General features: G+C 66.4%; 28 protein-coding genes. 11 read left to right on the top strand and 17 right to left on the bottom strand.

Translation table 11 applies throughout. From position 1 onward, the window contains the following. Positions 1–75 precede the first annotated feature (75 nt). The gene (gene hrcA / locus PGP17_RS02735) at positions 76–1,143 is read left to right on the top strand and encodes a heat-inducible transcriptional repressor HrcA (RefSeq protein WP_270374155.1); all 1,068 of its coding nucleotides are present in this window, start codon (positions 76–78) and stop codon (positions 1,141–1,143) included. A gap of 46 nt (positions 1,144–1,189) precedes the next feature. Then, positions 1,190–1,849 carry a nucleotide exchange factor GrpE gene (gene grpE, locus PGP17_RS02730; protein WP_270374154.1) on the top strand — a complete coding sequence of 220 codons (660 nt, stop codon included), beginning with the start codon at positions 1,190–1,192 and terminating at the stop codon, positions 1,847–1,849. Between the two features lie 85 nt (positions 1,850–1,934). On the opposite strand, the gene PGP17_RS02725 is transcribed toward grpE, so the two are convergent. The 4 genes from PGP17_RS02725 to PGP17_RS02710 form a co-directional block, all read right to left on the bottom strand. Continuing rightward, positions 1,935–2,129, bottom strand: coding sequence for a YqaE/Pmp3 family membrane protein (locus PGP17_RS02725; RefSeq protein ID WP_135945594.1), 195 nt, complete (start codon positions 2,127–2,129; stop codon positions 1,935–1,937). A 107-nt stretch (positions 2,130–2,236) separates the two neighbouring features. Continuing rightward, positions 2,237–2,605, bottom strand: a complete 369-nt coding sequence (locus tag PGP17_RS02720; RefSeq protein WP_270374153.1) for a YMGG-like glycine zipper-containing protein — start codon at positions 2,603–2,605, stop codon at positions 2,237–2,239. A 92-nt stretch (positions 2,606–2,697) separates the two neighbouring features. Then, a complete protein-coding gene (locus PGP17_RS02715; RefSeq protein WP_270374152.1) occupies positions 2,698–3,312 on the bottom strand; it encodes an alpha-ketoglutarate-dependent dioxygenase AlkB in 615 nt (204 codons plus the stop codon). Between the two features lie 89 nt (positions 3,313–3,401). Further along, on the bottom strand, positions 3,402–3,764 hold the full coding sequence (locus PGP17_RS02710) for a glycine zipper domain-containing protein (protein WP_135945597.1): 363 nt from the start codon (positions 3,762–3,764) through the stop codon (positions 3,402–3,404). A 385-nt stretch (positions 3,765–4,149) separates the two neighbouring features. Here PGP17_RS02710 and dnaK point away from each other — a divergent pair, with 385 nt between their 5' ends. The 3 genes from dnaK to dapB all read left to right on the top strand — a co-directional run bounded on the left by dnaK (position 4,150) and on the right by dapB (position 8,330). After that, a complete protein-coding gene (gene dnaK / locus PGP17_RS02705; RefSeq protein ID WP_135945598.1) occupies positions 4,150–6,081 on the top strand; it encodes a molecular chaperone DnaK in 1,932 nt (643 codons plus the stop codon). A gap of 152 nt (positions 6,082–6,233) precedes the next feature. After that, on the top strand, positions 6,234–7,412 hold the full coding sequence (dnaJ, locus tag PGP17_RS02700) for a molecular chaperone DnaJ (protein ID WP_270374151.1): 1,179 nt from the start codon (positions 6,234–6,236) through the stop codon (positions 7,410–7,412). A gap of 90 nt (positions 7,413–7,502) precedes the next feature. After that, positions 7,503–8,330 (top strand): 4-hydroxy-tetrahydrodipicolinate reductase, encoded by an 828-nt coding sequence (gene dapB, locus PGP17_RS02695; RefSeq protein WP_270374150.1) that lies wholly within the window; start codon positions 7,503–7,505, stop codon positions 8,328–8,330. A 23-nt stretch (positions 8,331–8,353) separates the two neighbouring features. Here the strand turns inward: dapB and PGP17_RS02690 are convergent, their stop codons facing one another. Then, complete coding sequence (locus PGP17_RS02690; protein WP_270374149.1) at positions 8,354–8,662, bottom strand: hypothetical protein; 309 nt, start codon at positions 8,660–8,662, stop codon at positions 8,354–8,356. Between the two features lie 391 nt (positions 8,663–9,053). On the opposite strand from PGP17_RS02690, the gene PGP17_RS14935 reads away from it, so the two are divergent. Continuing rightward, the gene (locus PGP17_RS14935) at positions 9,054–9,242 is read left to right on the top strand and encodes a hypothetical protein (RefSeq protein ID WP_442915117.1); all 189 of its coding nucleotides are present in this window, start codon (positions 9,054–9,056) and stop codon (positions 9,240–9,242) included. Positions 9,243–9,279: 37 nt separating this feature from the next. Here the strand turns inward: PGP17_RS14935 and PGP17_RS02685 are convergent, their stop codons facing one another. Genes PGP17_RS02685 through PGP17_RS02670 form a run of 4 tightly spaced genes read right to left on the bottom strand, consistent with a single transcriptional unit; the run spans position 9,280 to position 11,776 of the window. Next, a complete protein-coding gene (locus tag PGP17_RS02685) occupies positions 9,280–9,744 on the bottom strand; it encodes a VOC family protein (RefSeq protein ID WP_270374148.1) in 465 nt (154 codons plus the stop codon). After that, the gene (locus PGP17_RS02680; RefSeq protein WP_135945602.1) at positions 9,744–10,304 is read right to left on the bottom strand and encodes a hypothetical protein; all 561 of its coding nucleotides are present in this window, start codon (positions 10,302–10,304) and stop codon (positions 9,744–9,746) included. Before PGP17_RS02680 ends, PGP17_RS02685 begins: the two co-directional genes overlap by 1 nt. Positions 10,305–10,314: 10 nt before the next feature. Further along, positions 10,315–11,172 carry a methylated-DNA--[protein]-cysteine S-methyltransferase gene (locus PGP17_RS02675; protein ID WP_270374147.1) on the bottom strand — a complete coding sequence of 286 codons (858 nt, stop codon included), beginning with the start codon at positions 11,170–11,172 and terminating at the stop codon, positions 10,315–10,317. A 19-nt stretch (positions 11,173–11,191) separates the two neighbouring features. Continuing rightward, entirely contained in the window at positions 11,192–11,776 is a 585-nt protein-coding gene (locus PGP17_RS02670) for a DUF2244 domain-containing protein (RefSeq protein WP_270374146.1), read from the bottom strand. Between the two features lie 109 nt (positions 11,777–11,885). On the opposite strand from PGP17_RS02670, the gene PGP17_RS02665 reads away from it, so the two are divergent. Then, on the top strand, positions 11,886–12,659 hold the full coding sequence (locus PGP17_RS02665) for a LolA family protein (RefSeq protein WP_270374145.1): 774 nt from the start codon (positions 11,886–11,888) through the stop codon (positions 12,657–12,659). A gap of 9 nt (positions 12,660–12,668) precedes the next feature. Here PGP17_RS02665 and PGP17_RS02660 read toward each other — a convergent pair whose 3' ends face one another. Continuing rightward, complete coding sequence (locus tag PGP17_RS02660) at positions 12,669–13,355, bottom strand: YggS family pyridoxal phosphate-dependent enzyme (protein ID WP_270374144.1); 687 nt, start codon at positions 13,353–13,355, stop codon at positions 12,669–12,671. On the opposite strand from PGP17_RS02660, the gene PGP17_RS02655 reads away from it, so the two are divergent. Next, complete coding sequence (locus tag PGP17_RS02655) at positions 13,349–14,026, top strand: thiamine phosphate synthase (protein ID WP_270374143.1); 678 nt, start codon at positions 13,349–13,351, stop codon at positions 14,024–14,026. The two genes, PGP17_RS02660 and PGP17_RS02655, sit on opposite strands and share 7 nt — an antisense overlap. Here PGP17_RS02655 and PGP17_RS02650 read toward each other — a convergent pair. Together PGP17_RS02650 and PGP17_RS02645 are read right to left on the bottom strand one after the other, a co-directional pair. Next, the gene (locus PGP17_RS02650; RefSeq protein ID WP_135945607.1) at positions 14,023–14,580 is read right to left on the bottom strand and encodes an NtrZ family periplasmic regulatory protein; all 558 of its coding nucleotides are present in this window, start codon (positions 14,578–14,580) and stop codon (positions 14,023–14,025) included. The genes PGP17_RS02655 and PGP17_RS02650 overlap by 4 nt on opposite strands. 95 nt (positions 14,581–14,675) lie before the next feature. Further along, positions 14,676–15,884, bottom strand: a complete 1,209-nt coding sequence (locus PGP17_RS02645) for a porin (protein ID WP_270374142.1) — start codon at positions 15,882–15,884, stop codon at positions 14,676–14,678. A 354-nt stretch (positions 15,885–16,238) separates the two neighbouring features. Between PGP17_RS02645 and PGP17_RS02640 the strand changes: the two genes are divergently transcribed. Genes PGP17_RS02640 through holA form a run of 3 tightly spaced genes read left to right on the top strand, consistent with a single transcriptional unit; the run spans position 16,239 to position 18,322 of the window. Further along, positions 16,239–16,727 (top strand): DUF3576 domain-containing protein, encoded by a 489-nt coding sequence (locus PGP17_RS02640; RefSeq protein ID WP_135945609.1) that lies wholly within the window; start codon positions 16,239–16,241, stop codon positions 16,725–16,727. A gap of 48 nt (positions 16,728–16,775) precedes the next feature. Further along, a complete protein-coding gene (gene lptE / locus PGP17_RS02635) occupies positions 16,776–17,279 on the top strand; it encodes an LPS assembly lipoprotein LptE (RefSeq protein ID WP_270375002.1) in 504 nt (167 codons plus the stop codon). Further along, positions 17,276–18,322, top strand: coding sequence for a DNA polymerase III subunit delta (holA, locus tag PGP17_RS02630; protein ID WP_270374141.1), 1,047 nt, complete (start codon positions 17,276–17,278; stop codon positions 18,320–18,322). The genes lptE and holA overlap by 4 nt, the downstream gene beginning before the upstream one ends. Positions 18,323–18,455: 133 nt before the next feature. Here the strand turns inward: holA and PGP17_RS02625 are convergent, their stop codons facing one another. From PGP17_RS02625 to mnmE, 5 genes are all read right to left on the bottom strand, one after another. Next, positions 18,456–19,379: a ParB/RepB/Spo0J family partition protein gene (locus PGP17_RS02625; protein WP_270374140.1), complete on the bottom strand. Its 924-nt coding sequence runs from the start codon at positions 19,377–19,379 to the stop codon at positions 18,456–18,458. Beyond that, a complete protein-coding gene (locus PGP17_RS02620; protein WP_135945613.1) occupies positions 19,376–20,206 on the bottom strand; it encodes a ParA family protein in 831 nt (276 codons plus the stop codon). Before PGP17_RS02620 ends, PGP17_RS02625 begins: the two co-directional genes overlap by 4 nt. Further along, entirely contained in the window at positions 20,199–20,834 is a 636-nt protein-coding gene (gene rsmG, locus PGP17_RS02615) for a 16S rRNA (guanine(527)-N(7))-methyltransferase RsmG (RefSeq protein ID WP_270374139.1), read from the bottom strand. Before rsmG ends, PGP17_RS02620 begins: the two co-directional genes overlap by 8 nt. Positions 20,835–20,836: 2 nt before the next feature. Beyond that, positions 20,837–22,726: a tRNA uridine-5-carboxymethylaminomethyl(34) synthesis enzyme MnmG gene (gene mnmG, locus PGP17_RS02610; protein WP_270374138.1), complete on the bottom strand. Its 1,890-nt coding sequence runs from the start codon at positions 22,724–22,726 to the stop codon at positions 20,837–20,839. A 141-nt stretch (positions 22,727–22,867) separates the two neighbouring features. Next, positions 22,868–24,229, bottom strand: a complete 1,362-nt coding sequence (gene mnmE, locus PGP17_RS02605; RefSeq protein ID WP_270374137.1) for a tRNA uridine-5-carboxymethylaminomethyl(34) synthesis GTPase MnmE — start codon at positions 24,227–24,229, stop codon at positions 22,868–22,870. Positions 24,230–24,277 lie beyond the last annotated feature (48 nt).

Genomic DNA, 24,277 nt, shown 5'->3' with positions numbered 1-24,277 from the left:
AGTTTTCCCGCTTGATAAGCGCGCCGGCCGTCAGGAAAATTGCATCCGGCCGCTGCCCTTCCTAACTGTCCGGACATGAGCATCGACACACCCGTTGCGTCTTCCTTGAGTGAACTGGACAAACGCTCGCGCGAGATCTTCCGCGAGATCGTCGAGACGTATCTCGATACCGGCGAGCCGGTCGGCTCCCGCACGCTCTCGCGCACGGGCCAGTTCACCCTGTCTCCGGCCTCGATCCGCAACACCATGGCCGACCTGGCCGCAGCCGGTCTGCTGACCGCTCCGCATGCCTCGGCGGGGCGCATGCCCACCCATGCCGGGCTGCGCCTGTTCGTGGACGGGTTGTTGCAGGTGGGCGAACTCGGTGAAGACGAGCGCCGCGAAATAGACGACCGGGTAGGCGGCGCGGGCCGGCGCCCCGGCGACGTGCTCTCGGAGGCTTCGGCGCTGCTGTCAGGCCTCGCAGGCGGGGCCGGTCTTGTCGCCTCGCCGAAATCGGACGCGGCGCTGCGTCACGTCGAGTTTGTTTCCCTGTCTCCGACCGAGGTTCTCGCTGTCCTGGTTCACGAGGACGGCTCGGTCGAGAACCGGCTGATGACCGCGCCTGCCGGCCTGCCCCCCGCCGCCTTGATCGAAGCGGGCAATTATCTCTCGGCGCGCCTGCGCGGACGTACGCTGTCCGAGGCGCTGAGCGAGATCAATTCCGAGATTGCCGAGAAGCGCGCCCAGCTCGACAGCGCGGCCGCCAGCCTGGTCGAAAGCGGCATCGCAGACTGGGGCGGAGCGGCCGACCGCACGCTCATCGTGCGCGGTCAGGCGCGGCTTCTGGAGAATCTCGACGCGGCCGAGGATCTCGAGCGCGTGCGCATTCTCTTCGAAGACATCGAACGCAAGGAAGACCTGCTTGCCTTGCTGGACGAGGCGCGCAACGGCCAGGGCGTGCGCCTCTTCATCGGATCGGAGAACTCCCTGTTCTCGCTGTCCGGCTCCAGCGTCATCGTTGCCCCCTATCGCGACCGGGATCAGAAGATCCTAGGCGCGCTGGGCGTTATCGGTCCGACGCGGCTAAACTATGCCCGTGTCATCCCGCTCGTGGATTATACAGCGCGCGTGGTGGGCCGGATTCTCGACAAGGGCCGCTGAGCCCGACCCTTTTATCCAAGTCATGCTGATGTAGAAGAGCAAACCTATGAGCGAAGAGTCCAAAAAACCCGAACCCGAGGCCGAGGATCTGTCTGACGACGCGCTTGAGGCGGAGGCCGCCGCGACCGTTGACGAGACAGAGACCGAGAGCCCCGCGGGCAAGAGCGTCGAACAGCTCGAAGCCGAGCTGGACGATCTGCGCAACCGCCTTCTGCGCGCTGCAGCCGATGCGGAGAACACCCGCAAGCGTGCCCAACGTGATGTGAAGGATACCCGCGATTACGCGATCACCGGCTTTGCCCGCGACATGCTCGACGTCGCCGACAACCTGTCGCGCGCCGTCGCCGCCATGCCCGACGATGCCCGGGCCGATGCGCCGGACTCGGTCAAGACCCTGATCGAGGGCGTCGAAATGACCGAACGCCGGCTTCTGTCCACGCTGGAGCGGCACGGGGTGAAGCGGATCGATCCCGAACCCGGCGACTCCCTCGATCCAAACCGGCACCAGGCCGCGGCGCAGATCCCGGCCGATCAGCCCAAGGGCAAGATCGCGCACGTCATGCAGCCCGGCTACATCATCGGCGAACGCACGCTGCGCGCTGCCATGGTCGTCGTCAGCGCCGGCCCTGCCGAGGGCGGAGCCTCCTCGCAAGCCGATGGCGACAAACCGGAAGCGCCCGATGGCGGTGTGGACGTCAGCGCCTAGACAGCCTTTCCCAGTTTCAGACACGAAAACGCCGCTTCGAACTCTCGAAGCGGCGTTTTTCTGTGTCGTCGGATCGGCCGCGGCGTCAGCGCCGGGCGATGATCCAGACCGCGTGGATGATACCGGGAATATAGCCCAGCAGCGTCAGCACGATATTGATGAAGAAATGCATCGTCAGGCCGACCTGGAGAAGGACGCCGAGCGGGGGCAGCAGCACGGCCACAATGATGCGGAGAATGTCGCCGCCGGTCGAGTCGCCGCCGGTATTGGGATCTGCCATGGATCAGGTTCCAGTTTGATGGGATCGGGGAAGGTGTATGAAGCGCGAGAGGGCCGATCCCCTCCCGCGCTCCAGTTCAGGATCGATCGCTACGGGTCGCGCCGGGGTTACCGGTCGCAGTAGCGCACCGTGCCGTCACGCCAATAGGTGCAGCCGGTCCGGTAGTTCTCGTAGTAATACCGGTCATACCGCTGATCGTAGACCAGCTCCGAGTGCTGGTCGTTGCTGCGGCTCCACGGGCAGGCATTGTCGCGCGAGCAGCCGACATAGGCGCCCGCCGCTGCGCCGGTGGCCGCGCCGATCGCGGCACCTTCGGCAACACCGACATCGCCGCTGATGGCCCCGGCGGCAGCCCCGACGGCGGCACCGCCGAGGGCACCCTGCATCGCACCGCGCTGCGTGCCTTGGCTCGTCTGGCAGGCGGCGGCGGTGACAAGGGTCGTCACGGCGACGGCAGTCATGGTCAGAATTCGCATGGGAACATCTCCCTTCCTTGTGTCTGGTTTCAGAAGAACGCAGGAAGCAAGAGGGCGTTCCGCCCGGCCGCGATTTTTGAATCCGGGCAGACCTAGTTCACCCGGCGCAGGGTCAGGTTGAGCCGCCCCGGCCGCCAGTCCTCGGGAAGAAGGCTCGACGTGCCCGGGAGAATCCGGTCCACCCCGTGCCGGAAGCGGCGCGAGGCCCCGGCCAGAACCACCACATCCCCGCTATCCAGGCGCATGGACGTGCTGGCATCCTTCAGCGCAGGGCCGCCGAGGCGGAATTTCGCACTATCGCCGAGCGAGATGGACACAACCGGCGCATCGCGCGCCGCCTCGTCGGCATCGACATGCTGTCCGAGCCGGGCCCCCTCCCCATACCAGTTGACCAGGCACGCCTGTGGCAGCGCTTCCCAGCCGGCTACCGCCTGCCAGATATCGATCAGGACCTGCGGCATGTCCGGCCAGGGCTCGTGCGTGACCGGATGGGTGGTCTGGTAGCGATAGCCCTGCGCCTTGTCGGTGACCCAGCCCAGCGGGCCGAAATTGGTCATCCGCACGCTCATCGGCTTGCCGCTGCGTGGCATGGAGGGCGTGTAGAGGGGGGAACGGCCGACCCGGCTCAGCACCGCATCGACCAGGCCGGTCTGAGCGGCCCGGTCGAGATAGGTCTTGTGAAGCGTGAATCCGTCATCGCGTTGCATGGCAAACTAGATGTCCGCATGAAGAGGCCCGATCAAGGCCGAAGCCTGTGACCGGGCCGATTCATGCGCGGCTCCCTCGATCGGAAGGGTCAGCGCGGGCGATAGCGCGTGCGCGGGGTGCCGTTTTCCCAGTAGGTGTCGCCCGTCCTGAGATCGGTATAGTAGTAACGCCCGGTCGCCTGATCGTAGACCAGCTGGGACTGGTTGGGGTTGTTCTGATTGAAGCCGCAACCGCCATCGCGCTGGCAGCCGGCATAGGCGCCGCCCGCCGCGCCGATCGCGCCGCCGATGAGCGCGCCGGTCGTCGCGTCGCCCGATCCGACATTATTGCCGATGACAGCGCCAGCCGCGGCGCCGGCTGCGGCACCGAGACCGGCCCCTTGCACAGCCGAATTGTTCGCGCAGGCCGTCAGGGCCAGGCCGCTGGCCGCAATTACCAGATATTTCAGCATGAAAGCTCTCCTTTGACCGCAATCCGCGGCAACGAACGCCCGGACGGCAGGCTCCGATCCTTCACATCATCCATGGCATGATTGGGGCAGGCTTCGTTTGACCGGTCCGATTGGCCCCATCGCCGTGCAATACCCGCGCTTTCATCAGGGATGATTCTCCACTGCGCCCTTGCACGTATTACGCGGCCTTCCTAAATCGCTGTTCAAAGCGCACCGCGTTCACGGTTGCGTGACACCATGCGGATTTCGGCCTCCCCAGGCTGTGATCCGGTTTTTTGAAAATTGACGAGCAGCAAAACCAAGGGGGGTGGTCGTCGGCGCAGGCTTCAGCGCTTCGGGCTAGGCCAACGTCTCCACCCCGCCGCTAAAGGGAGAAAAAGAACTCATGAGCAAGGTAATCGGCATCGACCTCGGCACCACGAACTCGTGCGTGGCCGTGATGGAAGGCGGCCAGGCCAAGGTGATCGAGAACGCCGAAGGCATGCGCACCACTCCTTCCGTCGTCGCTTTCACCGAGGACGGCGAGCGCCTGATCGGCCAGCCGGCCAAACGCCAGGCCGTGACCAACCCGGACTACACCTTCTTCGCCATCAAGCGCCTGATCGGCCGCGCGATGGGCGACCCCACGGTGAAAAAAGACAAGGACATGGTGCCTTACGCCATCGTGGAGGGCGCCAACGGCGATGCCTGGGTCCAGGGCCGCGACAAGAAATATGCGCCTTCGGAAATTTCCGCCTTCACTCTGCAGAAGATGAAGGAAACCGCCGAGGCCTATCTCGGCGAGAAGGTCGAGAAAGCCGTCATCACCGTGCCGGCCTATTTCAACGACGCCCAGCGACAGGCCACCAAGGATGCCGGCAAGATTGCCGGCCTTGAAGTCCTGCGCATCATCAACGAACCGACCGCGGCTGCCCTTGCCTACGGTCTGGACAAGGACGTCAACAAGACGATCGCGGTCTACGACCTGGGTGGCGGCACGTTCGACGTCTCCATCCTGGAGATCGGCGACGGCGTGTTCGAGGTGAAGGCCACCAATGGCGACACCTTCCTCGGCGGCGAGGACTTCGACCTGCGCATCGTCGATTATCTCGCGGACGAGTTCAAAAAAGAGCAGGGCATCGACCTGCGCAAGGACAAGCTGGCCCTCCAGCGTCTCAAGGAAGAGGCGGAGAAGGCCAAGAAGGAATTGTCCTCTGCCTCCTCCTACGAGGTGAACCTGCCCTTCATCACCGCCGATGCGTCCGGTCCCAAGCACCTCGCCATCAAGCTGAGCCGTGCCAAGCTGGAAACGCTCGTCGAAGACCTGATCAAACGCACGATCGAGCCCTGCAAGGCCGCACTCAAGGATGCCGGCGTCTCGGCCAGCGAGATCGACGACATCGTTCTGGTCGGCGGCATGACCCGCATGCCGAAAGTCCAGGAAGCGGTGAAGTCCTTCTTCGGCAAGGAGCCGCATAAGGGCGTGAACCCGGACGAGGTGGTCGCCATGGGTGCCGCCATCCAGGCCGGCGTCCTGCAGGGCGACGTGAAAGACGTTCTCCTGCTCGACGTGACCCCGCTTTCGCTCGGCATCGAGACCCTGGGCGGCGTGTTCACGCGCCTCATCGACCGCAACACGACGATCCCGACCAAGAAGTCCCAGACCTTCTCCACGGCCGACGACAACCAGACGGCCGTGACCATCCGGGTCTTCCAGGGCGAGCGCGAGATGGCTGCCGACAACAAGATGCTCGGCCAGTTCGATCTGGTGGGCATCCCGCCGGCCCCGCGCGGCATGCCGCAGATCGAGGTCACGTTCGACATCGACGCCAACGGCATCGTGAATGTCTCGGCCAAGGACCAGGCCACCGGCAAGGAGCAGCAGATCCGCATCCAGGCTTCCGGCGGTCTGTCCGACGACGAGATCGAGACCATGGTCAAGGACGCCGAGGCCAATGCCGAGGCCGACAAGAAGCGCCGTGAGCTCGTCGATGCGAAGAACAATGCCGAAGCGCTGGTCCACCAGACCGAGAAACAGCTCGAAGAGTATGGCGACAAGGTCGGTGCGGCCGAGAAATCGGCGATCGAGGATGCGCTGAAAGAGCTGAAGGACGTCAAGGACGACGAGAACGCGACGCCCGAGGCGATCCAGCAGAAGACCCAGGCCCTGATGCAGGCCGCCATGAAGTTGGGCGAAGCGATGTACGCCCAGCAGGAAGGTGGCTCCGGCGAGGGCGAAGACGCGAATGCCGGTGACGGCGAAAGCGAAGACGTCGTCGATGCCGAATTCACCGAGGTGAAGGACGACGACGACGGCGACGAGAAGAAGAGCGCCTGAGACCCCAGGCCCTCTTTCTAGTCAGAAAGGGCCCCCGATCCTTCTCCCGGCAACGTCCACGGCGGCCCGGGCAGGCGGCGGGGGCCTTTTTTCAAGGCGCGCAAGGCTGATGGCGGGCGCGCCGCTCACCAAGACGATATGCGGACTGGTTCATGAGCAAGCGCGATTATTATGAGGTGCTCGGCGTCGCGAAGGACGCGGACGCAAAGACGATCAAGAGCGCCTACCGCAAGCAGGCTATGCAATACCACCCGGACCGCAATCCGGGCGATGAGGAGGCAGAGGCCAGGTTCAAGGAAGTGGGCGAAGCCTACGCCATCCTGTCCGACGCGGACAAGCGTGCCGCCTATGACCGGATGGGGCATGCGGCATTCCAGAATGGCGGCGGCGGTCAGGGTCCGTTCGGCGCGGGCGGGTTCGCTGGTGCCGGCGCGGCCGATTTCGCCGATATTTTCGAGCAGGTCTTCGGCGACGCCTTTGCCGGCGGACGCCGCTCGCGGCGTACCGGTCCGGCGCGCGGCTCGGATCTGCGCTACGACATGGAGATCAGCCTGGAAGAGGCTTTCCACGGCAAGGATACCGCGATCAAGGTGCCCACAACCGTCACCTGCGGCCATTGCGACGGCAATGGCGCGGAGCCGGGCACCGATGTGAGCAGCTGCGATACGTGTGGCGGTGCCGGACGTATCCGGCGCCAGCAAGGCTTCTTCACCATGGAGCAGACCTGCCCCACCTGCGGCGGCCGCGGCCAGTATGTCGAGACGCCCTGCCGCGAATGTGACGGCGTCGGGCGCGTGCGCCAGACCCGCGAATTGAAGGTCGAAATTCCGGCCGGGGTCGAGGACGGCATGCGTATCCGCCTCGCCGGCGAAGGCGAAGCGGGTGCGCGCGGCGGCCCGCGCGGCGACCTCTACATCTTCATCTCGGTGGCCCCGCACGAGATTTTCGAGCGCGACGGACCCAATCTGTATTGCCGGGCGCCCGTGCCCATGACTGCGGCGGCATTGGGCGGCTCGATCGAGGTGCCCACGATCGATGGCGGACGCACCGAGATGCGCATCCCCGACGGCTCTCAGACCGGCAGGCGCATGCGCATGCGCGGCAAGGGCATGGCCCGGCTGAAGTCGGGCGGCGCGCGCGGCGACATGTTCGTGGAACTCTATGTGGAGACCCCGCGCAATCTCTCCGACCGCCAGAAAGAGCTGTTGCAGGAATTCTGTTCGCTCTCCGGCCATGACTGCAATCCGGAAAGCGACGGCTTCTTCAAGAAGGTCCGGCGCTTCTGGGAGGACGTCACCGGCGAGGACGAGGGCACGCGCCCGAACGCCTGATCCGGCCGGGAGCGGCCCGAGGCGTTCTCAAACCTGTCAGGCTCCGATAGACAGGAACGGGATATGAGTCGCTGACCGGAGCCGGACACCATGGCCGAGACCGCTGCATTGAAGATCTGCGTCGTCGGCGCGTCTGGCCGGATGGGCCGGATGATCCTGGCCGAGGTGATCCGGCGGTCCGATCTCGCCCTGGCAGGCGGCGTCGTCAGCCATGACTCGGCCCATCTGGATGCCGATCTCGGAGAGCTTGCCGGCCAGGGCCATCTCGGACTGGCCACACAGGTCAGCGTCGAGGAGGCCAGCCGGGACGCTGACGTCGTGATCGACGTGTCCACCGCCAGGGTCGCGCCGGCCGTCGCGCGCCGCCTCGGCGAAACCGGCGCCAAGGCGCTGGTCTGCGGCGTCACCGGTCTCGATGAAGCCGGCACCGAAGCCCTTGCGAGCGCGGCCGAAACCATCCCCGTCTTGCATGCGCGCAATTTCTCGCTCGGCGTCAGCGTGCTGGAGGCTCTGGTCGAGCACGCGGCCGGCGCACTGAAAAGCGACCAGTACGATCTGGAAATCCATGAAACCCACCACCGCTTCAAGGCCGACGCTCCGTCCGGCACGGCGATGATGCTGGGTGAGGCCGGTGCGCGCGGCCGCGGCGACGATCTGGGTGAGGTCGCGCGTTTTGACTATGCGCGCCAGGATGCCCGCCGGCCGGACGGAGAGATCGGCTTTTCGGTCAATCGCGGCGGCGGTATCGTGGGCGAGCATGCCGTCCGCTTCCTCGGCGCTCTCGAGGAGATCGAGCTTTCCCACCGGGCGCTGGACCGTTTCGTCTTTGCCCGCGGCGCCGTGGAGGCCGCTCTCTGGCTGTCGCGCCAGACGCCGGGCCGCTACTCGATGCGCGACGTGCTCGGGCTCAAGCTCTAACGCGGGCGCTCAGCCTGCCAGCCCTAGCCGAACAATTCCAGCTGACATACGGCGCGCGGCGCCATGGCAGGCGTGTCGCGCACAGGCAGAGGCGTGCGAGTGCCGCTGTGCCGCACCGCTCCCTCGCTCTCGTCGGGAAGCGAAAGCCCCAGGCCGCCCGCCTTGGTGCGGATCGCACTCTCGGGGCGGCCCAGCTTCAAGCTCATGACACGCAGCGGTGTGCCGCGGCGGACGAGCTGACGCAGCTCGGAGACGTCGCCTGCGCGCCATTTCCGGCCGGCATTGCGGCTATAGCCGCCCTTCAGGGAAGAGGCTTTGAAATGCTGAGCCATGTCCAACTCCTGTTCTCGATAATGAGAACATAAGCGGAACATTAATTGGAATCAAGAGCCTGTTTGGGCAGCTCAAAACAGACTGATTCGGGTTCTTGAAACGAAAACCCCTTTAAATATGAATCGCTTGAATCCTATATCATCCAGACTCCCAAAGGCTTAGCACTACCGGCTCCGTAGTGCTAACGGCCTGCTTGCATTTGAATTGTAAATCAGAGAGCTTCGATGAAGGGAGGGGGACAGCGTTGGCGCGCTGTCCCCCTTGGTTGATCCGTCGCGGTACAGGCCCGCCGAACCGGATCGGCCTCAGCGCGTAGAGCTAAGTGCCACCCAAACACTTCATCTCGCGTGCTGCCCCATTTTGTCAACACGGGCCTTAGAAAGTGAGCAGATGTTCACTCACGCAAGCGCATCAAAACCTCCCATCGGCACGACTGCACGGACTGGGCAGACATGCCCCGAAAGTGGAGTTTGGAAAGTAGTCGGCACTCCGACCACCACAGCACCGATTGCGAAGGGCAACACGATGCCGCCCTACAAAGGAAGCGCGGTTACCTGGAAGCTGACCCAGTACGCGTAAGGGCTCCGGCCGGCGGGCAATCGCCCGTCGGCCACGCCTACCAGCTGCCAGTGTTTTCCATGCTCGCCCAGGGCTCCTCGGGCGCCTGCGCCTCGCCGGCCTGCAACAGCTCGATCGAAATCCCGTCCGGCGAACGCACGAAGGCCATACGGCCGTCGCGCGGCGGCCGGTTGATCGGCACGCCCATCGATTGCAGGAAGGCGCAGACCGCATAGACATCCTGCACCTGGAAGGCGAGATGTCCGAAATTGCGGCCGCCGGTATATTCTTCCCGGTCCCAGTTATAGGTCAGCTCGACCAGCGGCAGGCCGGGCGGGAGGGGACGTTCCTTGCCGGTATATCCGCTCTCGCGCAGATCGTCCGGGCTGACCAGATAGACCAGCGTGAACCGGCCCTCTTCGCTGTCCATCCGGTGGATTTCCTGAAGGCCGAGGCCCTTGCAGTAGAATTCCAGGGAATCGTCGAGGTCGCTCACGCGGACCATGGTGTGGAGAAATCGCATCAGGTCTGGGTCTCTTCAGGCTGCGGATCGGGACGGGCGCGGCGCGCCCAGGCCGGACGTCGGCGAAAGCCGCCCGTCTCCGGAATGGGCTCGCCACGCGCTCGTGCGAGGGCATGGGTGAAAGGTTCGGGCGTCCGCTTGTGGTGCAGGCGCGCAAAGGCGCCGCCGATCAGCGCCCACAGGAAGACGGTGCCGAAGAATAGCGCGAACATGAAGACATATCCCGTCCGCCCGGCCCAGGCCGGCGCGCCGGCAGCCTGCCAGGCCAGCTCGTACACCCCGGTCACGAACAGCAGGACGAGCGGGCTCGCCAGCACCGCACTGGCCAGCGCCCCGGCCGCATAGAGCGCCCAGCGCGGCTGGAAGCTCGCGACATAAAGGCCGGTGAACGCCGTTTCGCTGACATTGGCGATGCTGGCCGGCTTGCTCACCGAGCGTTCGGCGTATTCGGCGCGCGCATCGCTTTTCAGGCTGCGGACGGCGAGGGCCCAGCGAAGCGCGAACAGGGCGGCCACACACAGGGCAAGACAGGCGATGATGTAGACATAGCTCGAGATCATGTCCCGTTATCTAATCCATCGCGGCCTCGTATGCGAGCATGGCGCGCTTGCGATTCAGCCCCCAGTGATATCCGGTCAGCCGCCCGTCGCTCGACAGGACCCGGTGACACGGGATCAGCCAGCTGATCGGATTGGCGCCGACCGCCGCGCCGACGGCGCGCGACGCCCTGGCTGTGCAGACCTGCTCGGCGATGGTGCGATAGCTGACGGCGCGCGCGGGAGGAATGGCGAGCAGCGCCCGCCAGACCTGACGCCGCCAGGGTGTCCCGTACAGCGCGACCGGCAGCGCCGCCTCGCCGGGACGCGCATCGAAGATCCGGCTCACCCAGTCCTGCGCCAGCACGTCGTCGCGCCGGATGGCGGCACCGGGAAATCTCGAGGTCAGGTCGCTGATCGCCTCGTCCTCTTTGCCTTCATCGGCAAAGGCGAGGCCGGACAGGCCCTTGGGCGCGACCAGCACGATCGCGCTGCCAAAGGGCGAAGCGGCGACCCCGACGTCGAAGACACAATTCCTGCCACCTGATTTGGCCTCGCCGGGGGTGACGGCTTCTTCGGCAATGAAGATGTCGTGCAGCCGGGACGGGCCGGACAGGCCGGTCTCCAGCGAGGCCTCCAGCACACTGGCCCCCTCGACCAGCATGCGCCGCGCGGTCGCGTGGGTCAGGGCGGAGACCATCCGCTTGGGACTGGTGCCGGTCCAGCGCTTGAAGACGCGCTGGAAGTGATACGGCGACAGCCCGGCCGCTCGCGCCACCGCATCAAGATCGGGCTGCTCGCTCCAGTGTTCGCTCAGATAGTCGAGGGCCGCCGTCATCCGCGGATAGTCGCGCGCGCGCTCGTCGAGAAGGGAGAGGGTATCGCTCATCATGGGGCGACGATGGCGCGGCCTAGCCCGGCGCGCCACCCGTTTCTTGCGGTCCGGGCTGCGGCCCGCGCGCCCTGCGTGCCGCGTCCAGCGCGCCGCGGATCGCGTCGGCCAGGCTTTCGCGCTCCTTCGGCGATAAAAGCGCGCCCACGATGAGCGAGCGGCCCTGCGAGTTCAGGCGCGCCTGGACATCCGGCTCGCCCTGGCCCACCAGCTCGACGCGTGTCCACGCGGAGGGCAGGCGAAAGCGCGTCTCCAGCCCGGTCGGGCCGCGCCGGGCGACGTGAATATCCTGCTCCGTCACGCGCACGATCTCGAGGCGGCGCCCGTCGCGGTAGTTCAGCTTGAAGAACAGCCAGACCAGCAGCACGTCCAGCCCGAAAAAGCCCACTACCGGCCAGGCCCCCATCAGCAGGAAGGCCATGCCGGCGGTAAAGCTCAAGGCCACAAGCGCGATCATCAGGGCATGAAAGCCGGGATTGGGCAGCGACCGGTTGGGCCGGATATGCGCGTCGAACAGGACGCGTCCCTCCGCGCCGGGCAGGGTTCCAAGCCCGCGTCCGGTCGCCTCGGCAGGCCAGGTCTCGTACGTTGCGCGCCGTTCCATGACCTCCAATATAAGGCAGCCGAACGCCCGCTCCCAGCCATCCGCCGCGTGAGCGGCAGATGAATGACGGGGCCTTTCTCGCGCCCCAATCAAAGGCTAGACAAAGCCCATGACCGGATTGACCTTTCTCCTCTCCACCGCCGCCGCGCTCCTGCAAGGGACTGCGCCGCTTGCCGCTTCGCAGCCGGACCCGTCCGAGCCGCAGTCCCCGCCCGCTCGGACAGAGGCCGAAACGCCCGTCGAGAGCGCCGTGGAGGCGTTCGGCGCCGAGGCGCAGGACGTGCCCCAGCGCATGGAACGCGAGTCCCAGCGCCCGCGCGAGGTGGAGCTGGCGCGCATCGACACCTACTTCTCCGGGCTGGACACGCTGCGGGCCGGCTTCGAACAGGTCGGCGCCGACGGGGCGGTCGCGACCGGCACGCTTTCGCTCGACCGGCCCGGCCGGGTGCGGTTCGAATACGAGGCGCCCACGCCCATCCTGCTCGTCGCGGACGGGCAGACCGTGGCGATCGCCGATTTCGACCTCGAGACGGTCGACCGCCTTCCGATTGCGCAGACCCCTCTGAAATGGCTGCTGGAGCCCGATCTCGACCCGGCCTCGTCCAGTGCGGTCGACGAGGTCAGCCGCTTTGACGGCGCCCTCTACCTCTCTTTGGTTGACCCCGATAACGAGATTGACGGGCGCGTCACGCTGGTGTTCGAGGATTCCGATCCTGAAGGCCCCGCCGAAGACATGCGTCTGGCCGGCTGGATCGCCGTCGACGCGATGGGAGGCTTTACCGAAGTGCGCCTCACCGGCAACGAGCGCGGCGTTTCCTTCAACCCGCGCCTCTTCGTGCTGGACGACGATCTGTTCGAGCGCTCGCGCCGCACACGGCGCTAGGCCGGCACGCTAGGCGGGATCCGGGCGCGGTCCGAACAGGGCCGACCCCACACGCACCGACGTGGCGCCGAGCTTTATCGCCGTCTCATAGTCCGCGCTCATGCCCATGGAGAGCTTTGCAAGCCCGCATTCGGCGGCAAGCTTTGCCAGCAGCGCAAAGTGAAGGCTGGCCGGCTCCTCCACCGGCGGAATGCACATCAGCCCTTCGATCTCCAGACCGTAAGCCTCGCGCATTCGCGCCACGAAATTGGCCGTTTCGGCCGGGGCGAGCCCCGCCTTCTGCTCTTCCTCGCCGGTATTGACCTGCACATAGAGGCGCGGCCGGCGCCCCGTCGCGTCCATCGCTTTCACCAGCGCCTTGGCGAGCTTCTCCCGGTCGAGCGTCTCGATCACGTCGAACAGTTCGACCGCATCCTGCGCCTTATTGGACTGCAATGGCCCGATCAGCCGCAATTCCAGCCCGTCATGATCGGCCCGGCGCCCGGCCCAGCGGGTCTGGGCCTCCTGCACCCGGTTCTCGCCGAAGACACGCTGGCCGGTGGCCAGGACCGCCTCCACGCGCGCGTCGGGCTGCTTCTTCGAGACGGCCACGAGGGTGATATCGCCCGCCGGACGGCCCGCCGCCTTGGCAGCCTGGTCCATACGCGACAGGATGGTATCGCGCGCGTCGCGCGGGGAGGAATGAGACTGTGTCATCGTGTGCCAAGACCTATGAGGGCGTTGCCGCGCTGGCAAGGGCCAGTGCCCGTCGTTTCTCGCCGCCGCCCGGCCTTCCGGCATTTTTCGCGCTCACCGACCCGCAGCGGACCCCCGATCCGGTCGCGCTGGCCCGCCGGCTGCCGCACGGCAGCGGCCTGGTGCTGCGTCATTTCGGTCTGCCTGGTCTGATGGACCTGGCTCCCGCGCTTGCGCGCATCGCGCGTCAGCGGAAGCTTCTGCTTCTGATCGCCAACGATCCCGGACTCGCCCTCCAGGTACGCGCCGGCGGAGTCCACTGGCCGGAAGCCGAGGCCGGACGGGCCGCCTATTGGGCCCGGCGCATGCCCCATTGGCGCATGACGGCGAGCGCCCACGGGCCGCGCACCCTGCGGCGCAAACTGCCGGTGCACGCCTGCTTCCTGTCTCCTGTGTTCGAGAGTGACAGCCCGAGTGCAGGCCCGGCGGTCGACCCGGTCCTCTCGAGGCGCTGGGCGAGAGCGAGCGCAAGCCCGGTCTACGCGCTTGGCGGGGTCGACACAAAGACGCTGAAAGAGCTGGATCGGACCGTATTTTCAGGTGCCTGCGCGGTGTCCGCGAAAACAGTAGGCCGTCCTGCCGAAAAGGCGGACGAGCTCGACTCTCTTATCCGGGAAGAGGCAGAACGCTAGAAGCGGAACGCGGATTCGAACTTCAGCTCGGGTGCGCGCTCTTCGCCCTGCTCGCCGAAAACGTCTTCGGTCGGCGAGGAGAAGCGCAGATTGGTGCCGACGCGGAAGCGATCGCTCAGCTCGTAGAAGGCCCCGGCCGACATGTCGTCGAGCTGGAATTGCGGTCCGCGCTCTTGTTCCGTGAACCCGAGGGTGAAGCCCCAGCGTTCGCCGGCCGAGAAGCGGAACTCGGTCGCATCGTCGCCCCAGGCGGAGCGGAAATTCGTCGGCGTGGAGACAGTGAAACGCTCATACCAGGGCAGTGCGCTGGCCGTGCCGGTGTCGTTGGCCGGATCGACCGCCTCGAGACCCGGCTCCTCGCCCGTCTGGGCATCGGAACCGGCATCGCCTGCCTGTCCCGCGGTCAGGGTCAGCGTCGGAATGCCTTCAAATTCGGAGAACTCGAACTCGCCGCCGCCCAGCCGGAACTCGCCCGATTGCGCATACGCCTGCCCCGCGGTCAGCAGGGCTGCCGCGGCAAGGCCGGTCGCGATGCGCAAACTCCAGGACGTCATCGTCTACTCCAATTCCTGAGATAACGAGATAAACCACGATATCTTACCGGAAAAGAGCGTTTTCATGGCAGCACGGCGAATCACCCGGGACCGTGTCAAAAACGCAACCCGGCCTCGGCAAATACCAGCGTGCCGGCGGTCGGCCGCCCCGATGCGGCCGCGAATCCGGCATTGGCCGGCCCCGGATCGACATCAAGCTCGCTATGTCGAACCCCGGCTCCGGCCACGAAGCCCGTGTCGAACACGCGCGAGCTTCCGATCTGCGCAGTCCATCCTTGCGCCTCGACCAGATCGCTTCGGGCCCAGGACAGCTCGAGCGCGCTCAGCCAGGGTCCGGTCTCGTACGCGGCCGATCCGGCCCAGCTGGTATAGCGGCCGTCATCTACCCCGTCATTGCTGCTCAGCCAGGCGGCGCCCAGCGAGACGGGACCCTTCGACCAGATCGCCCTCGCACCCACCGCCCACGGATCCTCATGGTTCGCAGCAAATTCGCCTGACGCCCGGCCCTGGCTGGCCGACAGGGCGAGAGTCCAGCGCTGGCCGCTGGTCCGGAAGCGGTGATCGAAGGACAGACCGGCCTCGATGACATCGTCGACCTCCCCGATCGCCAGTCCCGCGCGGTCCGGCCCCGGCCGGCACACGTCCAGCCCGCAATCGTCCGCCTCGGGCGTGTAGGAGAGTGAGGCGCGCAGGCCCGCCAGCCGGCGGCTCTGCACGGTGAGCTTTGCGCTGTTGGTCGACAGAGTGTTGGCCGTATCGGCGATGCTCAATCCGCCCGGGTCGACGCGCGGCCCGTCGGCGCGCATCAGGCGGAACGCGCCCGGAAGCGGGTCGGCTTCCAGCCGGGCCGCGCCCTCGCCCCGTCCCACACGCACGTCGAAATAGGCCAGTTTTACATAAGCATAGGCGCTTTCCAGCGCGACCCGGCTATCACCATCGTCAAACAGGTCGGCGCGGTGGAGCCCGGTCAGCAACCCGGCCTGCGCCGGTCCGGGCAGGGATGAGCAGGCCTCGGTCTCCACAGTGCAGGGCGTGATCTGCCGCGCCAGACCGCGGCGCTCGGAATCCGCCTGGGCGCGCACGGTCGCGGCCAATCCGTAACGGCGGCCGGCGGAATCGATCCGCTCGCCCGCGATATCCAGGGTTACATCCCCCAGGGGGGTCATCCCCGCATCGCTCGCCGGCTCGGTCGAAATCACCGCATCGGCAGCGATTTCAACAGACCAGTCGATTTGGGAAAAGGGCTCGACGGCGGCCTGCGACGAGGCCAGCGCGGAAATCATTGCAAGGCCGCTAATGTCCATGAGCCGTCCGCAAGAGGCGTGGTGCTGTGAAATATCGGCGGGCCGCGAACCGCGCGGCACCCCCGTGCCCAGCGCGAATAGTCATTGGCTCGCGGCCTCACCGATCGGCCCCGTCCCCCCGGACGCGGATGTAAGAGACAGGGTGTTCGGTGAAGACGCAAGCGGGCAAGCCCATGCCTGTGCGCCATACGCGACTGAACGTGGCAAAAAGGTCACGATACGAACCGCGTCCCGACAGCGTCGAGGGCTCTGGCCATGGCCGCCTGCCATGGTATAGAGGCAGGCAAGATTGATTGGTCCACATATCGCTGAATCCATTTGATTCGGCCATCTCCCCCAAGGAGGCTCTATTTCATGCGCGTACGCCCGTTGATTGCCGGCGCCAGCGGCCTTGTTCTTGCCGCCCTCCTGACTGGATGCAGCTCGCGTTCCGACGACGGTTCCGACCGGGGTCTCCTCGGTCGCCTGCCCGGCGGCGGGGGCGGGGGCGCGTCCAGTAACAGCGCCCAGCCCGGAATTGGCGTGAACAGCTTCCTGTGGCGCGCCACTCTGGACACGCTCTCCTTCATGCCGCTGGATTCGGTCGACCCGTTCGGCGGGGTGATCATCACCGACTGGTACGCCAGTCCCGAACAGCCGGGCGAGCAGTTCAAGGCGACGGTCTACATTCTCGACAGCCGCCTGCGGGCCGATGCGCTTTCGGTCCAGCTCTTCAAGCAGGTGCGCAGCAACGAGACCGGCCAGTGGGTCGATGCGAATGTGGATTCGGCCACCCGGATCCAGATCGAGAACGCGATCCTGACCCGGGCGCGCCAGCTGCGCATCGCCGGTCTGGACCAGTAATCGGCCGGCCCTCTCCGGGCTGGAGGTGAAGAAGGGGTGCGCGTGACCATGTCGGCCAGTCTGCTTGCACGATGGCGCCGGTTTGCGCTCGCCCTGACCCTCCCCGCGCTGCTGGGAGGATGTGGCTTCCAGCCGCTTTACGGCACGCCAGGCTACAGCCAGATTGCCGGTGTCGAGATCGATACCGGCTCCAGCCGTCTCGATTATCTCGTCGCCGACGCTCTTGAAGAAGAGTTCGGCGCGGGCCGCAGCCCCTACCGGCTCACGGTGAACAGCTCCTCGCGCGAATCCGCCGTCGGCGTCGCCGCCAATGCCGCTGTCACCCGCTACGAGCTGTCGGTGAGCGTGCGCTATTCACTGGAGCGAAGCGGCCAGGTCATCGTCACCGATTCCGCACGTGAAATCCTGTATTTCCCTGCTCCTTCAAACCCTTACGGACTCATCGCCGCGCGGCGCACGGCCGAGGAGCAGGCCGCTGCCGCGCTCGCGCGGCGCGTGTCTCGCGCCGTGGCTCTGGCCCTGCGCGAGGAGGCCGGCGAGCCAGGCTCGTGAAGGTCAAACCGCGCGATATCCCTGCCTTCATCTCTGAACCGCCGGGTGCTCTGGCTGTCTTTCTGGTGTTCGGTCCGGAGGGCGGGCTGGTGCGCGAGCGGGCTCAGACCCTCGTGCGGGCCCTGATCGAGGATCCCGACGATCCGTTTGCGGTCAGCCGCCTGTCGGAGGACGATCTCAAATCCGATCCGGCCGCGCTGGGCGACGCCATGGCCGCATTGTCGATGATCGGGGGCGACCGTCTGGTCCGGCTCCGCCTGTCGGGAGATTCGGCGCCTGCCGCGTCCTGGCTGAAGGATTTTCAGGCCGGTCACGCCCCGGCCGAGGCCCGTCTCGTCATCGAGGCGGGCGACCTGAAGAAGGGCTCCAGGCTGCGCAAGCTGGCCGAGGAGGGCGATCGCTGCGCCGCGCTCGCCTGTTACGCAGAAAGCGGCGGCGACATCGTGCGCTTCGCCGAGGAATTGCTTTCTGAAGAGCGTCTGAGCCTGGCGCCCGAGGCCAAGGCCTTCTTCGTGCCCCTTATCGAAGGCAATCGCCAGCTTGCCCGCGCCGAGATAGAGAAACTCATCCTCTACAAGGGCACGCTGGAGCAGCGCGGCCAGGAAGCCGGCCTGATCTCGCGCGATGACATTGCCGATGTCTGCGCCGCGGCCGGCGATGCCGCGCTCGATCAGGTGGTCGACCCGGCGCTCCTGGGCGATGCGGCCGGCGCCGATCGCGGCTATGGCCGGGCCATGGCCTCGGGCCTGTCGGCGGTCGGCGTGCTGCGTGCGCTCCAGCGCAAGATCGATCAGATCGATGTGGCCGCGGCCTCGGGCGGCGATACCGGCGCGATGATGCGCGCGGGCGTCCCGCGCTTTGGTCCGCCAGCCGACCTCTTCCGCCAGCAGAGCCGGCTCTGGACCGGGCGTCGGCTCGAGCATGCGCGCAAGCTCGCCTTCGATGCGGAACGTGCGGTCAAGCGCTCCGGCGCCCCGGCCGAAGCCATTGTCGGCGAACTTTTGATCCGGATCGCCCGCGGCGCCCAGTCGGCCCGCCGCTAGCCCGATTTCGACCCTAATTAAATCAATATGTTACGCGACGATTTCGATTCTGGCGCAGTGAAGCGTACCCAGCCCCGCCGTCTGGAATTTTAGCGCCCCACAGCGCCGCACGTTTGACGTGTATTTTCGCCGGTTACGACTTTGAGAGCTGGCTCAGTCGCCGGCACAACTCGTCGAGCTGTTCCAGCGTCGAGTAGCGAATGCGCAGCTCTCCGGCGTCGCCCTGGTGACGCAGATCGACCGCCAGGCCCAGGCGCTGGGAGAGATCGGTTTCCAGCGCGCGCGTATCGGGATCTTTCTCCGCGGGCGCTCCCCCCGTTTTCGGACCGGAGCCCGGCCGGGTCGATGCCCCGGCACTGCGTGCCGCCGCTTCGGTCGCGCGCACGGACAGACCTTCCGCGATGACGCGGCGAGCCAGTGCCTCGGGATCGGGCGACGCCGCGACGGCCCGGGCATGACCCGCGCTCAGCTCGCCGGCTTCAAGATGGGTCAGCACGCTGTCGGGCAGCGAGAGCAGCCGCATCGTGTTGGCGATGTGCACGCGCGACTTTCCGACCGCGCGCGCCACCTCGTCCTGGGTATGACCGAATGTGTCGATCAGCTGGCGGAAGGCCCGCGCTTCCTCCACTACATTAAGATCGGCCCGCTGGACGTTCTCGACAATGGCGATTTCAAGCGTTTCGCGGTCGGTAAATTCGCGCACGATGACCGGCACTTCATGCAGGCGCGCACGCTGTGCCGCCCGCCAGCGCCGTTCCCCGGCCACGATCTGGTAGCGCTCGGCACTACCGGGCATCGGCCGGACCAGGAGCGGCTGAAGCACGCCCTTGTCGGCAATGGATTCGGCGAGTTCGGATAGCTCGGCTTCGCTGAAGCTCTTGCGCGGCTGGCTGGCATTCGGTTCGATCAGCTCGACCGGCAGGCTGCGTACGCCCGTGCCGCCACCGCCCGAGCCGGACTCATGACCGCGGGCCGCATCGGCCTCGTCACCCTCGTCGAACAGGGCCGAGAGCCCACGGCCGAGACCGCGGGTGCGCGCTTCCTTCTCGCCACTCATGCGCTGACAGCCTCAGGCGTGCTGCGCTCCTGGCGCACGACTTCCTTGGCCAGGCTGATATAGGCCTGCGCGCCGGTGCACGCCATATCGTAGAGGAGGACCGGCTTGCCGAAGGACGGCGCTTCGGAAACGCGCACATTACGCGGGATCATCGTGTCATAGACCTTGTCGCCGAAATGCTCGCGCACATCGGCCGCGACCTGGCCGGACAGATTATTGCGCTTGTCATACATGGTCAGCACCACGCCCTGGATCTGCAGGTCCTTGTTCAGATTGGCGCGCACCAGCTCGATCGTGCGCATGAGCTGGGACAGACCCTCCAGCGCAAAGAACTCGCACTGCAGCGGCACCAGCACCGAATCCGCGGCGGTCATCGCGTTGACAGTCAACAGGTTGAGCGAGGGCGGGCAATCGATCAGCACGTAGTCGCACTGCGCCTGACGCGCGCTGAGTGCCCGGCGGAAGCGGTCGATCGCATGGCGCAGCCGGTAGGACCGGCGTGGCGCATTCGACAATTCCAGCTCCGCCCCGGACAGGTCGGCGTCGGACGGGATGATGGACAGGCCCGGCACCGCGGTATCGATCAGCGCGTCTTCCATCGCGCGTTCGGAGACCAGCACGTCATAGGAGGTCGCCCGGCGCGCGGCGCGGCCGACGCCCAGCCCCGTAGAGGCGTTGCCCTGCGGGTCGAGATCGAGGACCACCACCTGCTTGCCGATCGCGGCCAGCGCCGTGGCCAGGTTGATCGCCGTGGTCGTCTTGCCCACACCGCCCTTCTGGTTGGCGATGGCAATCACTTTGGGCGGGCCGTTTTTAAGATCAGACACGGGTCACATCCTCGATGCGCAGAATTGCGGCGTCAGGCGACGTCAGGCTGGGTATGACGTCCAGATTGAAGGTCCAGCTTTTACGGGCCTCGGTCAATTCCTCACCGTAGCGCGCCCCCTTGGGAAACAGACAAATCGCGCCGTTATCCACAAAGGGTTTCGCATACTCGATAAGGCGCGTCAGCGATGTAAGCGCACGCGCGGTTACGACTTGGTAGCGCGAATGCGGGTCCAGGCTTTCCGCGCGCACCGGCTTGACGATGGCCGGCGCCTTCGTTGCGTCGGCGACATCGCGCAGGAAGCTCGCCTTCTTCTGCACCGATTCCACCAGCGTGACGCTGCCCTCCCCGTCCCGCTCCATCAGGGCAAATGCAATGGCGAAACCCGGAAAGCCCGCACCGGCCCCGAGGTCGAGCCAGTGATCGGCCTCGGGCGCATGGGTCTGGATTTGCCAGCTATCGAGCGCATGGCGGTGCCAGAAATCGGGCAGGGTCGAGCGCCCCACCAGATTCATCACCGCGTTGCGCTCTTCCAGCATGGACCGCCAGGTCTCGTAGCGCGCCAGTGTTTCACGTGAAACACCGGTGCGTTCGCGAAAGCCGTCTGCGTCCAGTCCTTCGTTCAGCATCGTCAGGATACTTTCTGCCGTGAGGCACGTTTCAGGTGAGCCAGCAGCGCGGTCAGCGCCCCGGGCGTCACGCCCTCCACCCGGCCGGCCTGGCCCAGCGTCGCCGGGGCGGCCGATTTCAGCTTCTCGCGGACCTCGTTGGACAAGCCGCCCACCTCGCCATAATCGAAATCGCCCGGGATCCGGACTCCCTCATCGCGGCGGAAAGCCAGGATGTCGGCCTCCTGCCGGTCGAGATAGCCATGATAGACCGAGTCAATCTGGATCTGCTCGGCCACGGCCTTGGGCAAGGCGTCCAGCTCCGGCCAGATCCGCGTTATCTCGGCCCAGCCGACGCTCGGGTGGGCCAGAAGCTCGAAGACATTCCGGCGCCGGCCATCCTGGTTCACCGTCAGGCCGGCCTTGGCCGCCTCGTTCGGCGTCAGGGTCAGTTCGGTCGCGCGCGCCCGTGCCGCCGCCAGGGCCGTCTGCTTCTCGCGCCAGGATGTTTCACGTGAAACACTCGCAATCCCCAGCTCGATGGCCCGGTCGGTCAGGCGTTGATCGGCATTGTCGGCACGCAACGTCAGCCGGTATTCGGCCCGCGAGGTGAACATGCGGTAGGGCTCACTCACCCCCCGTGTCGTCAGATCGTCGATCAGCACACCGATATAGGCCTCGGAGCGGTCCAGGATGAAAGGCGCGGACTCGCCCGCCGCCCGCGCCGCATTGAGGCCGGCCATCAGGCCTTGCGCCGCCGCTTCCTCATAACCGGTCGTTCCGTTGATCTGCCCAGCCAGGTAGAGCCCCGGCAGGCGGCGCACTTCCAGCGCGGCGTTCAATTCTCGCGGATCGACATAGTCATACTCGATGGCATAGCCGTAGCGCTTGACCTTTGCCCGCTCCAGACCGGGCAGCGTCTTCAGAAAGGCGTCCTGCACGTCCGCCGGCAGGGAGGTCGAGATCCCGTTGGGATAGACCGTGTCGTCGTCCAGCCCCTCGGGCTCCAGGAAGACTTGATGGCTCGTCCGGTCGGCAAAGCGCACCACCTTGTCCTCGATGGACGGGCAATAGCGCGGCCCCTTGCCGGAGACATGTCCGCCATACACGGCCGACTGGCCTAGATTGTCGGCAATGATCTTGTGCGTCGCCTCGGTCGTCCGGGTAATACCGCAGGCAATCTGCGGCACGGTGATCCTCCCGGTCAGAAAGGAGAACGGCACCGGCTCTTCGTCCGCCGCCTGCATCTCCAGCGACGCCCAGTCGATGGAGGCGGAGTCCAAACGCGCGGGCGTGCCCGTTTTCAACCGGCCCATATCCAGACCCAGCCCGTACAGCCGGTCGCCCAGCCCGTTGGCCGGCGCCTCGCCATCGCGGCCAGCGGGAATCCGCTCCTCGCCCCGATGGATCATGCCTTTCAGGAAGGTCCCGGTGGTCAGCACCACTGCCCCTGCCCGGAACGCCCGACCCTGCGCGTCGACTGCCCCGGTGCACCGATCCCCCTCGACGATCAGATCCTCGACCGCCGCTTCGCAGATGGAGAGATTGGGGGTGGCGACCATTTCCGCCTGCATCGCCTCGCGATAGAGCTTGCGGTCCGACTGCGTGCGCGGGCCGCGCACAGCAGGTCCCTTGGACCGGTTCAGCAGCCGGAACTGGATGCCGGACGCATCCGCGATCCGGCCCATCACCCCGTCCAGCGCATCGATCTCGCGGACCAGATGGCCCTTGCCCAGACCGCCAATGGCCGGGTTGCAGCTCATCTCGCCAATCGTGGAAAACCGGTGCGTCAGCAGCAGCGTCGCCGCACCCGCGCGCGCCGAGGCCGATGCGGCTTCACAGCCGGCATGGCCTCCACCGATAATGATGACGTCCCAGCGCCGGGCTGAGGCGGTAGCTGCATCGAGAGTCATGGGAAAATCCGTCGACGGCCCAGGGCGCGCCCGCGGCGCGCATTCCGTTGGGGTTCAGATAAGCGAAGACGGGGCAAAAGTCGAGATGCCGCGCTGACCGCCTTCATGTTTCACGTGAAACATCCCGCGCGGCCGCGCCCCCTATTTCCCGATGCAGAACTGGCTGAACACCCGGTCCAGCACATCTTCGACATCGACCCGCCCCGTCAGGCTTTCGAGCGCCCTCACCGCCAGATGCAGATCGGCCCCCGCGAGCTCGGGATGCACGCCAAGTTGAGCCCGCGCCCGCTCCAGCGCTTCCAGGGCTTCGCCCACCGCCCGGCGATGGCGCGCCCGCGACAGCGCCGGGGTTTCGCGCGACCCGAGACGCTCGAACACGATCTCGTCGATCAGACCTTCCAGTGCGTCGAGGCCCGCGCTGGTCTTCGCCGAAACCCGAACCATCCGCGCCGCATCGGCATCGCTCAAACCGGCGCTGGCATCACCCGGCTCCAGATCCGCCTTGTTCAGGGCAATGAGATCGCCCGCCCGGAGTCTCGGCTGCAAGGCCCGCCATTGTTCGGCTGTTTCACGTGAAACATCGATCACCGCGATACGCAGATCGGCATCTTCGGCACGCGCCAGGGCCCGGCGCACACCTTCGGCCTCCACCGCATCGGCGGCCTCGCGCAGCCCGGCCGTGTCGGCCAGGATGACCGGGAAGCCGGACCGGACCTGGCGCACCTCTACCACGTCCCGGGTCGTCCCGGGAATGTCGGTCACGATCGCGGCCTCACGCCGCGCGAGCGCATTCAGGATGGAGGATTTGCCGGCATTGGGCTCGCCGATCAGGGCGATGGTGAAGCCCTCGCGCACCCGCTCCCCGCGACGCTCATCGGCCAGGTGATCACGCAGCGCCTCGATCAGCGCGCCCAGCGGCGCGGCCCCGGTGTGCGACAGCGCATCGGGAACATCGTCTTCATCGGGAAAATCGATCTCGCCCTCGATCGCGGCCAGTATGGTGATGAGCTGCTCGCGCCAGTCCTCGTAGAGGCTTTTCAGCGCGCCGGTCATTTGCGACAGGGCCTGGGCGCGCTGGCCTTCGGTTTCGGCATCGACCAGGTCGGCAAGCCCCTCCGCCTCGGTCAGATCCATCTTGTCATTCTCGAAGGCCCGCCGGGTGAACTCGCCAGGCTCCGCCGGACGCGCACCGGCGGCCAGAAGCGCCTCGCTCATCGCCGAGACCACGGCCGGTCCGCCATGCACGTGAAACTCCGCGCAGTCCTCGCCGGTAAAGCTCGCCGGTCCGGGAAACCACAGGACCAGCCCGCGGTCGATTATCGTCGCATCCGGCGTCGTCGCGTCCGGCGCGCGCAGATCGCGCAGGGCCGCAGCGCGCGGCGCGGGCCGGGTGCCGGATATCAGACCATCCAGAACGGCGCCGGCCTGCGGGCCGCTCACCCGCAGCACCGCGACCCCGGCGCGGCCGGGTGCGGAGGCGAGCGCAAAGATGGTGTCACTCATCGTCTATACTCTCCTGTATCCGGCCTCGAACCGGATACAATCGAATGG

Origin of the sequence: Marinicauda sp. Alg238-R41, from assembly GCF_947331485.1 — a bacterium.
Taxonomy (GTDB): Bacteria; Pseudomonadota; Alphaproteobacteria; order Caulobacterales; family Maricaulaceae; genus Marinicauda; species Marinicauda pacifica.
This window is presented reverse-complemented; position numbering and strand designations above follow the sequence as displayed.

Bases quoted from the DNA above. Each gene is read 5' to 3' on its own strand.
- hrcA (WP_270374155.1), top strand. From the start codon at position 76: ATGAGCATCGACACACCCGTTGCGTCTTCCTTGAGTGAACTGGACAAA.
- grpE (WP_270374154.1), top strand. From the start codon at position 1,190: ATGAGCGAAGAGTCCAAAAAACCCGAACCCGAGGCCGAGGATCTGTCT.
- PGP17_RS02725 (WP_135945594.1), bottom strand. From the start codon at position 2,129: ATGGCAGATCCCAATACCGGCGGCGACTCGACCGGCGGCGACATTCTC.
- PGP17_RS02720 (WP_270374153.1), bottom strand. From the start codon at position 2,605: ATGCGAATTCTGACCATGACTGCCGTCGCCGTGACGACCCTTGTCACC.
- PGP17_RS02715 (WP_270374152.1), bottom strand. From the start codon at position 3,312: ATGCAACGCGATGACGGATTCACGCTTCACAAGACCTATCTCGACCGG.
- PGP17_RS02710 (WP_135945597.1), bottom strand. From the start codon at position 3,764: ATGCTGAAATATCTGGTAATTGCGGCCAGCGGCCTGGCCCTGACGGCC.
- dnaK (WP_135945598.1), top strand. From the start codon at position 4,150: ATGAGCAAGGTAATCGGCATCGACCTCGGCACCACGAACTCGTGCGTG.
- dnaJ (WP_270374151.1), top strand. From the start codon at position 6,234: ATGAGCAAGCGCGATTATTATGAGGTGCTCGGCGTCGCGAAGGACGCG.
- dapB (WP_270374150.1), top strand. From the start codon at position 7,503: ATGGCCGAGACCGCTGCATTGAAGATCTGCGTCGTCGGCGCGTCTGGC.
- PGP17_RS02690 (WP_270374149.1), bottom strand. From the start codon at position 8,662: ATGGCTCAGCATTTCAAAGCCTCTTCCCTGAAGGGCGGCTATAGCCGC.
- PGP17_RS14935 (WP_442915117.1), top strand. From the start codon at position 9,054: ATGTTCACTCACGCAAGCGCATCAAAACCTCCCATCGGCACGACTGCA.
- PGP17_RS02685 (WP_270374148.1), bottom strand. From the start codon at position 9,744: ATGCGATTTCTCCACACCATGGTCCGCGTGAGCGACCTCGACGATTCC.
- PGP17_RS02680 (WP_135945602.1), bottom strand. From the start codon at position 10,304: ATGATCTCGAGCTATGTCTACATCATCGCCTGTCTTGCCCTGTGTGTG.
- PGP17_RS02675 (WP_270374147.1), bottom strand. From the start codon at position 11,172: ATGATGAGCGATACCCTCTCCCTTCTCGACGAGCGCGCGCGCGACTAT.
- PGP17_RS02670 (WP_270374146.1), bottom strand. From the start codon at position 11,776: ATGGAACGGCGCGCAACGTACGAGACCTGGCCTGCCGAGGCGACCGGA.
- PGP17_RS02665 (WP_270374145.1), top strand. From the start codon at position 11,886: ATGACCGGATTGACCTTTCTCCTCTCCACCGCCGCCGCGCTCCTGCAA.
- PGP17_RS02660 (WP_270374144.1), bottom strand. From the start codon at position 13,355: ATGACACAGTCTCATTCCTCCCCGCGCGACGCGCGCGATACCATCCTG.
- PGP17_RS02650 (WP_135945607.1), bottom strand. From the start codon at position 14,580: ATGACGTCCTGGAGTTTGCGCATCGCGACCGGCCTTGCCGCGGCAGCC.
- PGP17_RS02645 (WP_270374142.1), bottom strand. From the start codon at position 15,884: ATGGACATTAGCGGCCTTGCAATGATTTCCGCGCTGGCCTCGTCGCAG.
- PGP17_RS02640 (WP_135945609.1), top strand. From the start codon at position 16,239: ATGCGCGTACGCCCGTTGATTGCCGGCGCCAGCGGCCTTGTTCTTGCC.
- lptE (WP_270375002.1), top strand. From the start codon at position 16,776: ATGTCGGCCAGTCTGCTTGCACGATGGCGCCGGTTTGCGCTCGCCCTG.
- PGP17_RS02625 (WP_270374140.1), bottom strand. From the start codon at position 19,379: ATGAGTGGCGAGAAGGAAGCGCGCACCCGCGGTCTCGGCCGTGGGCTC.
- rsmG (WP_270374139.1), bottom strand. From the start codon at position 20,834: ATGCTGAACGAAGGACTGGACGCAGACGGCTTTCGCGAACGCACCGGT.
- mnmG (WP_270374138.1), bottom strand. From the start codon at position 22,726: ATGACTCTCGATGCAGCTACCGCCTCAGCCCGGCGCTGGGACGTCATC.
- mnmE (WP_270374137.1), bottom strand. From the start codon at position 24,229: ATGAGTGACACCATCTTTGCGCTCGCCTCCGCACCCGGCCGCGCCGGG.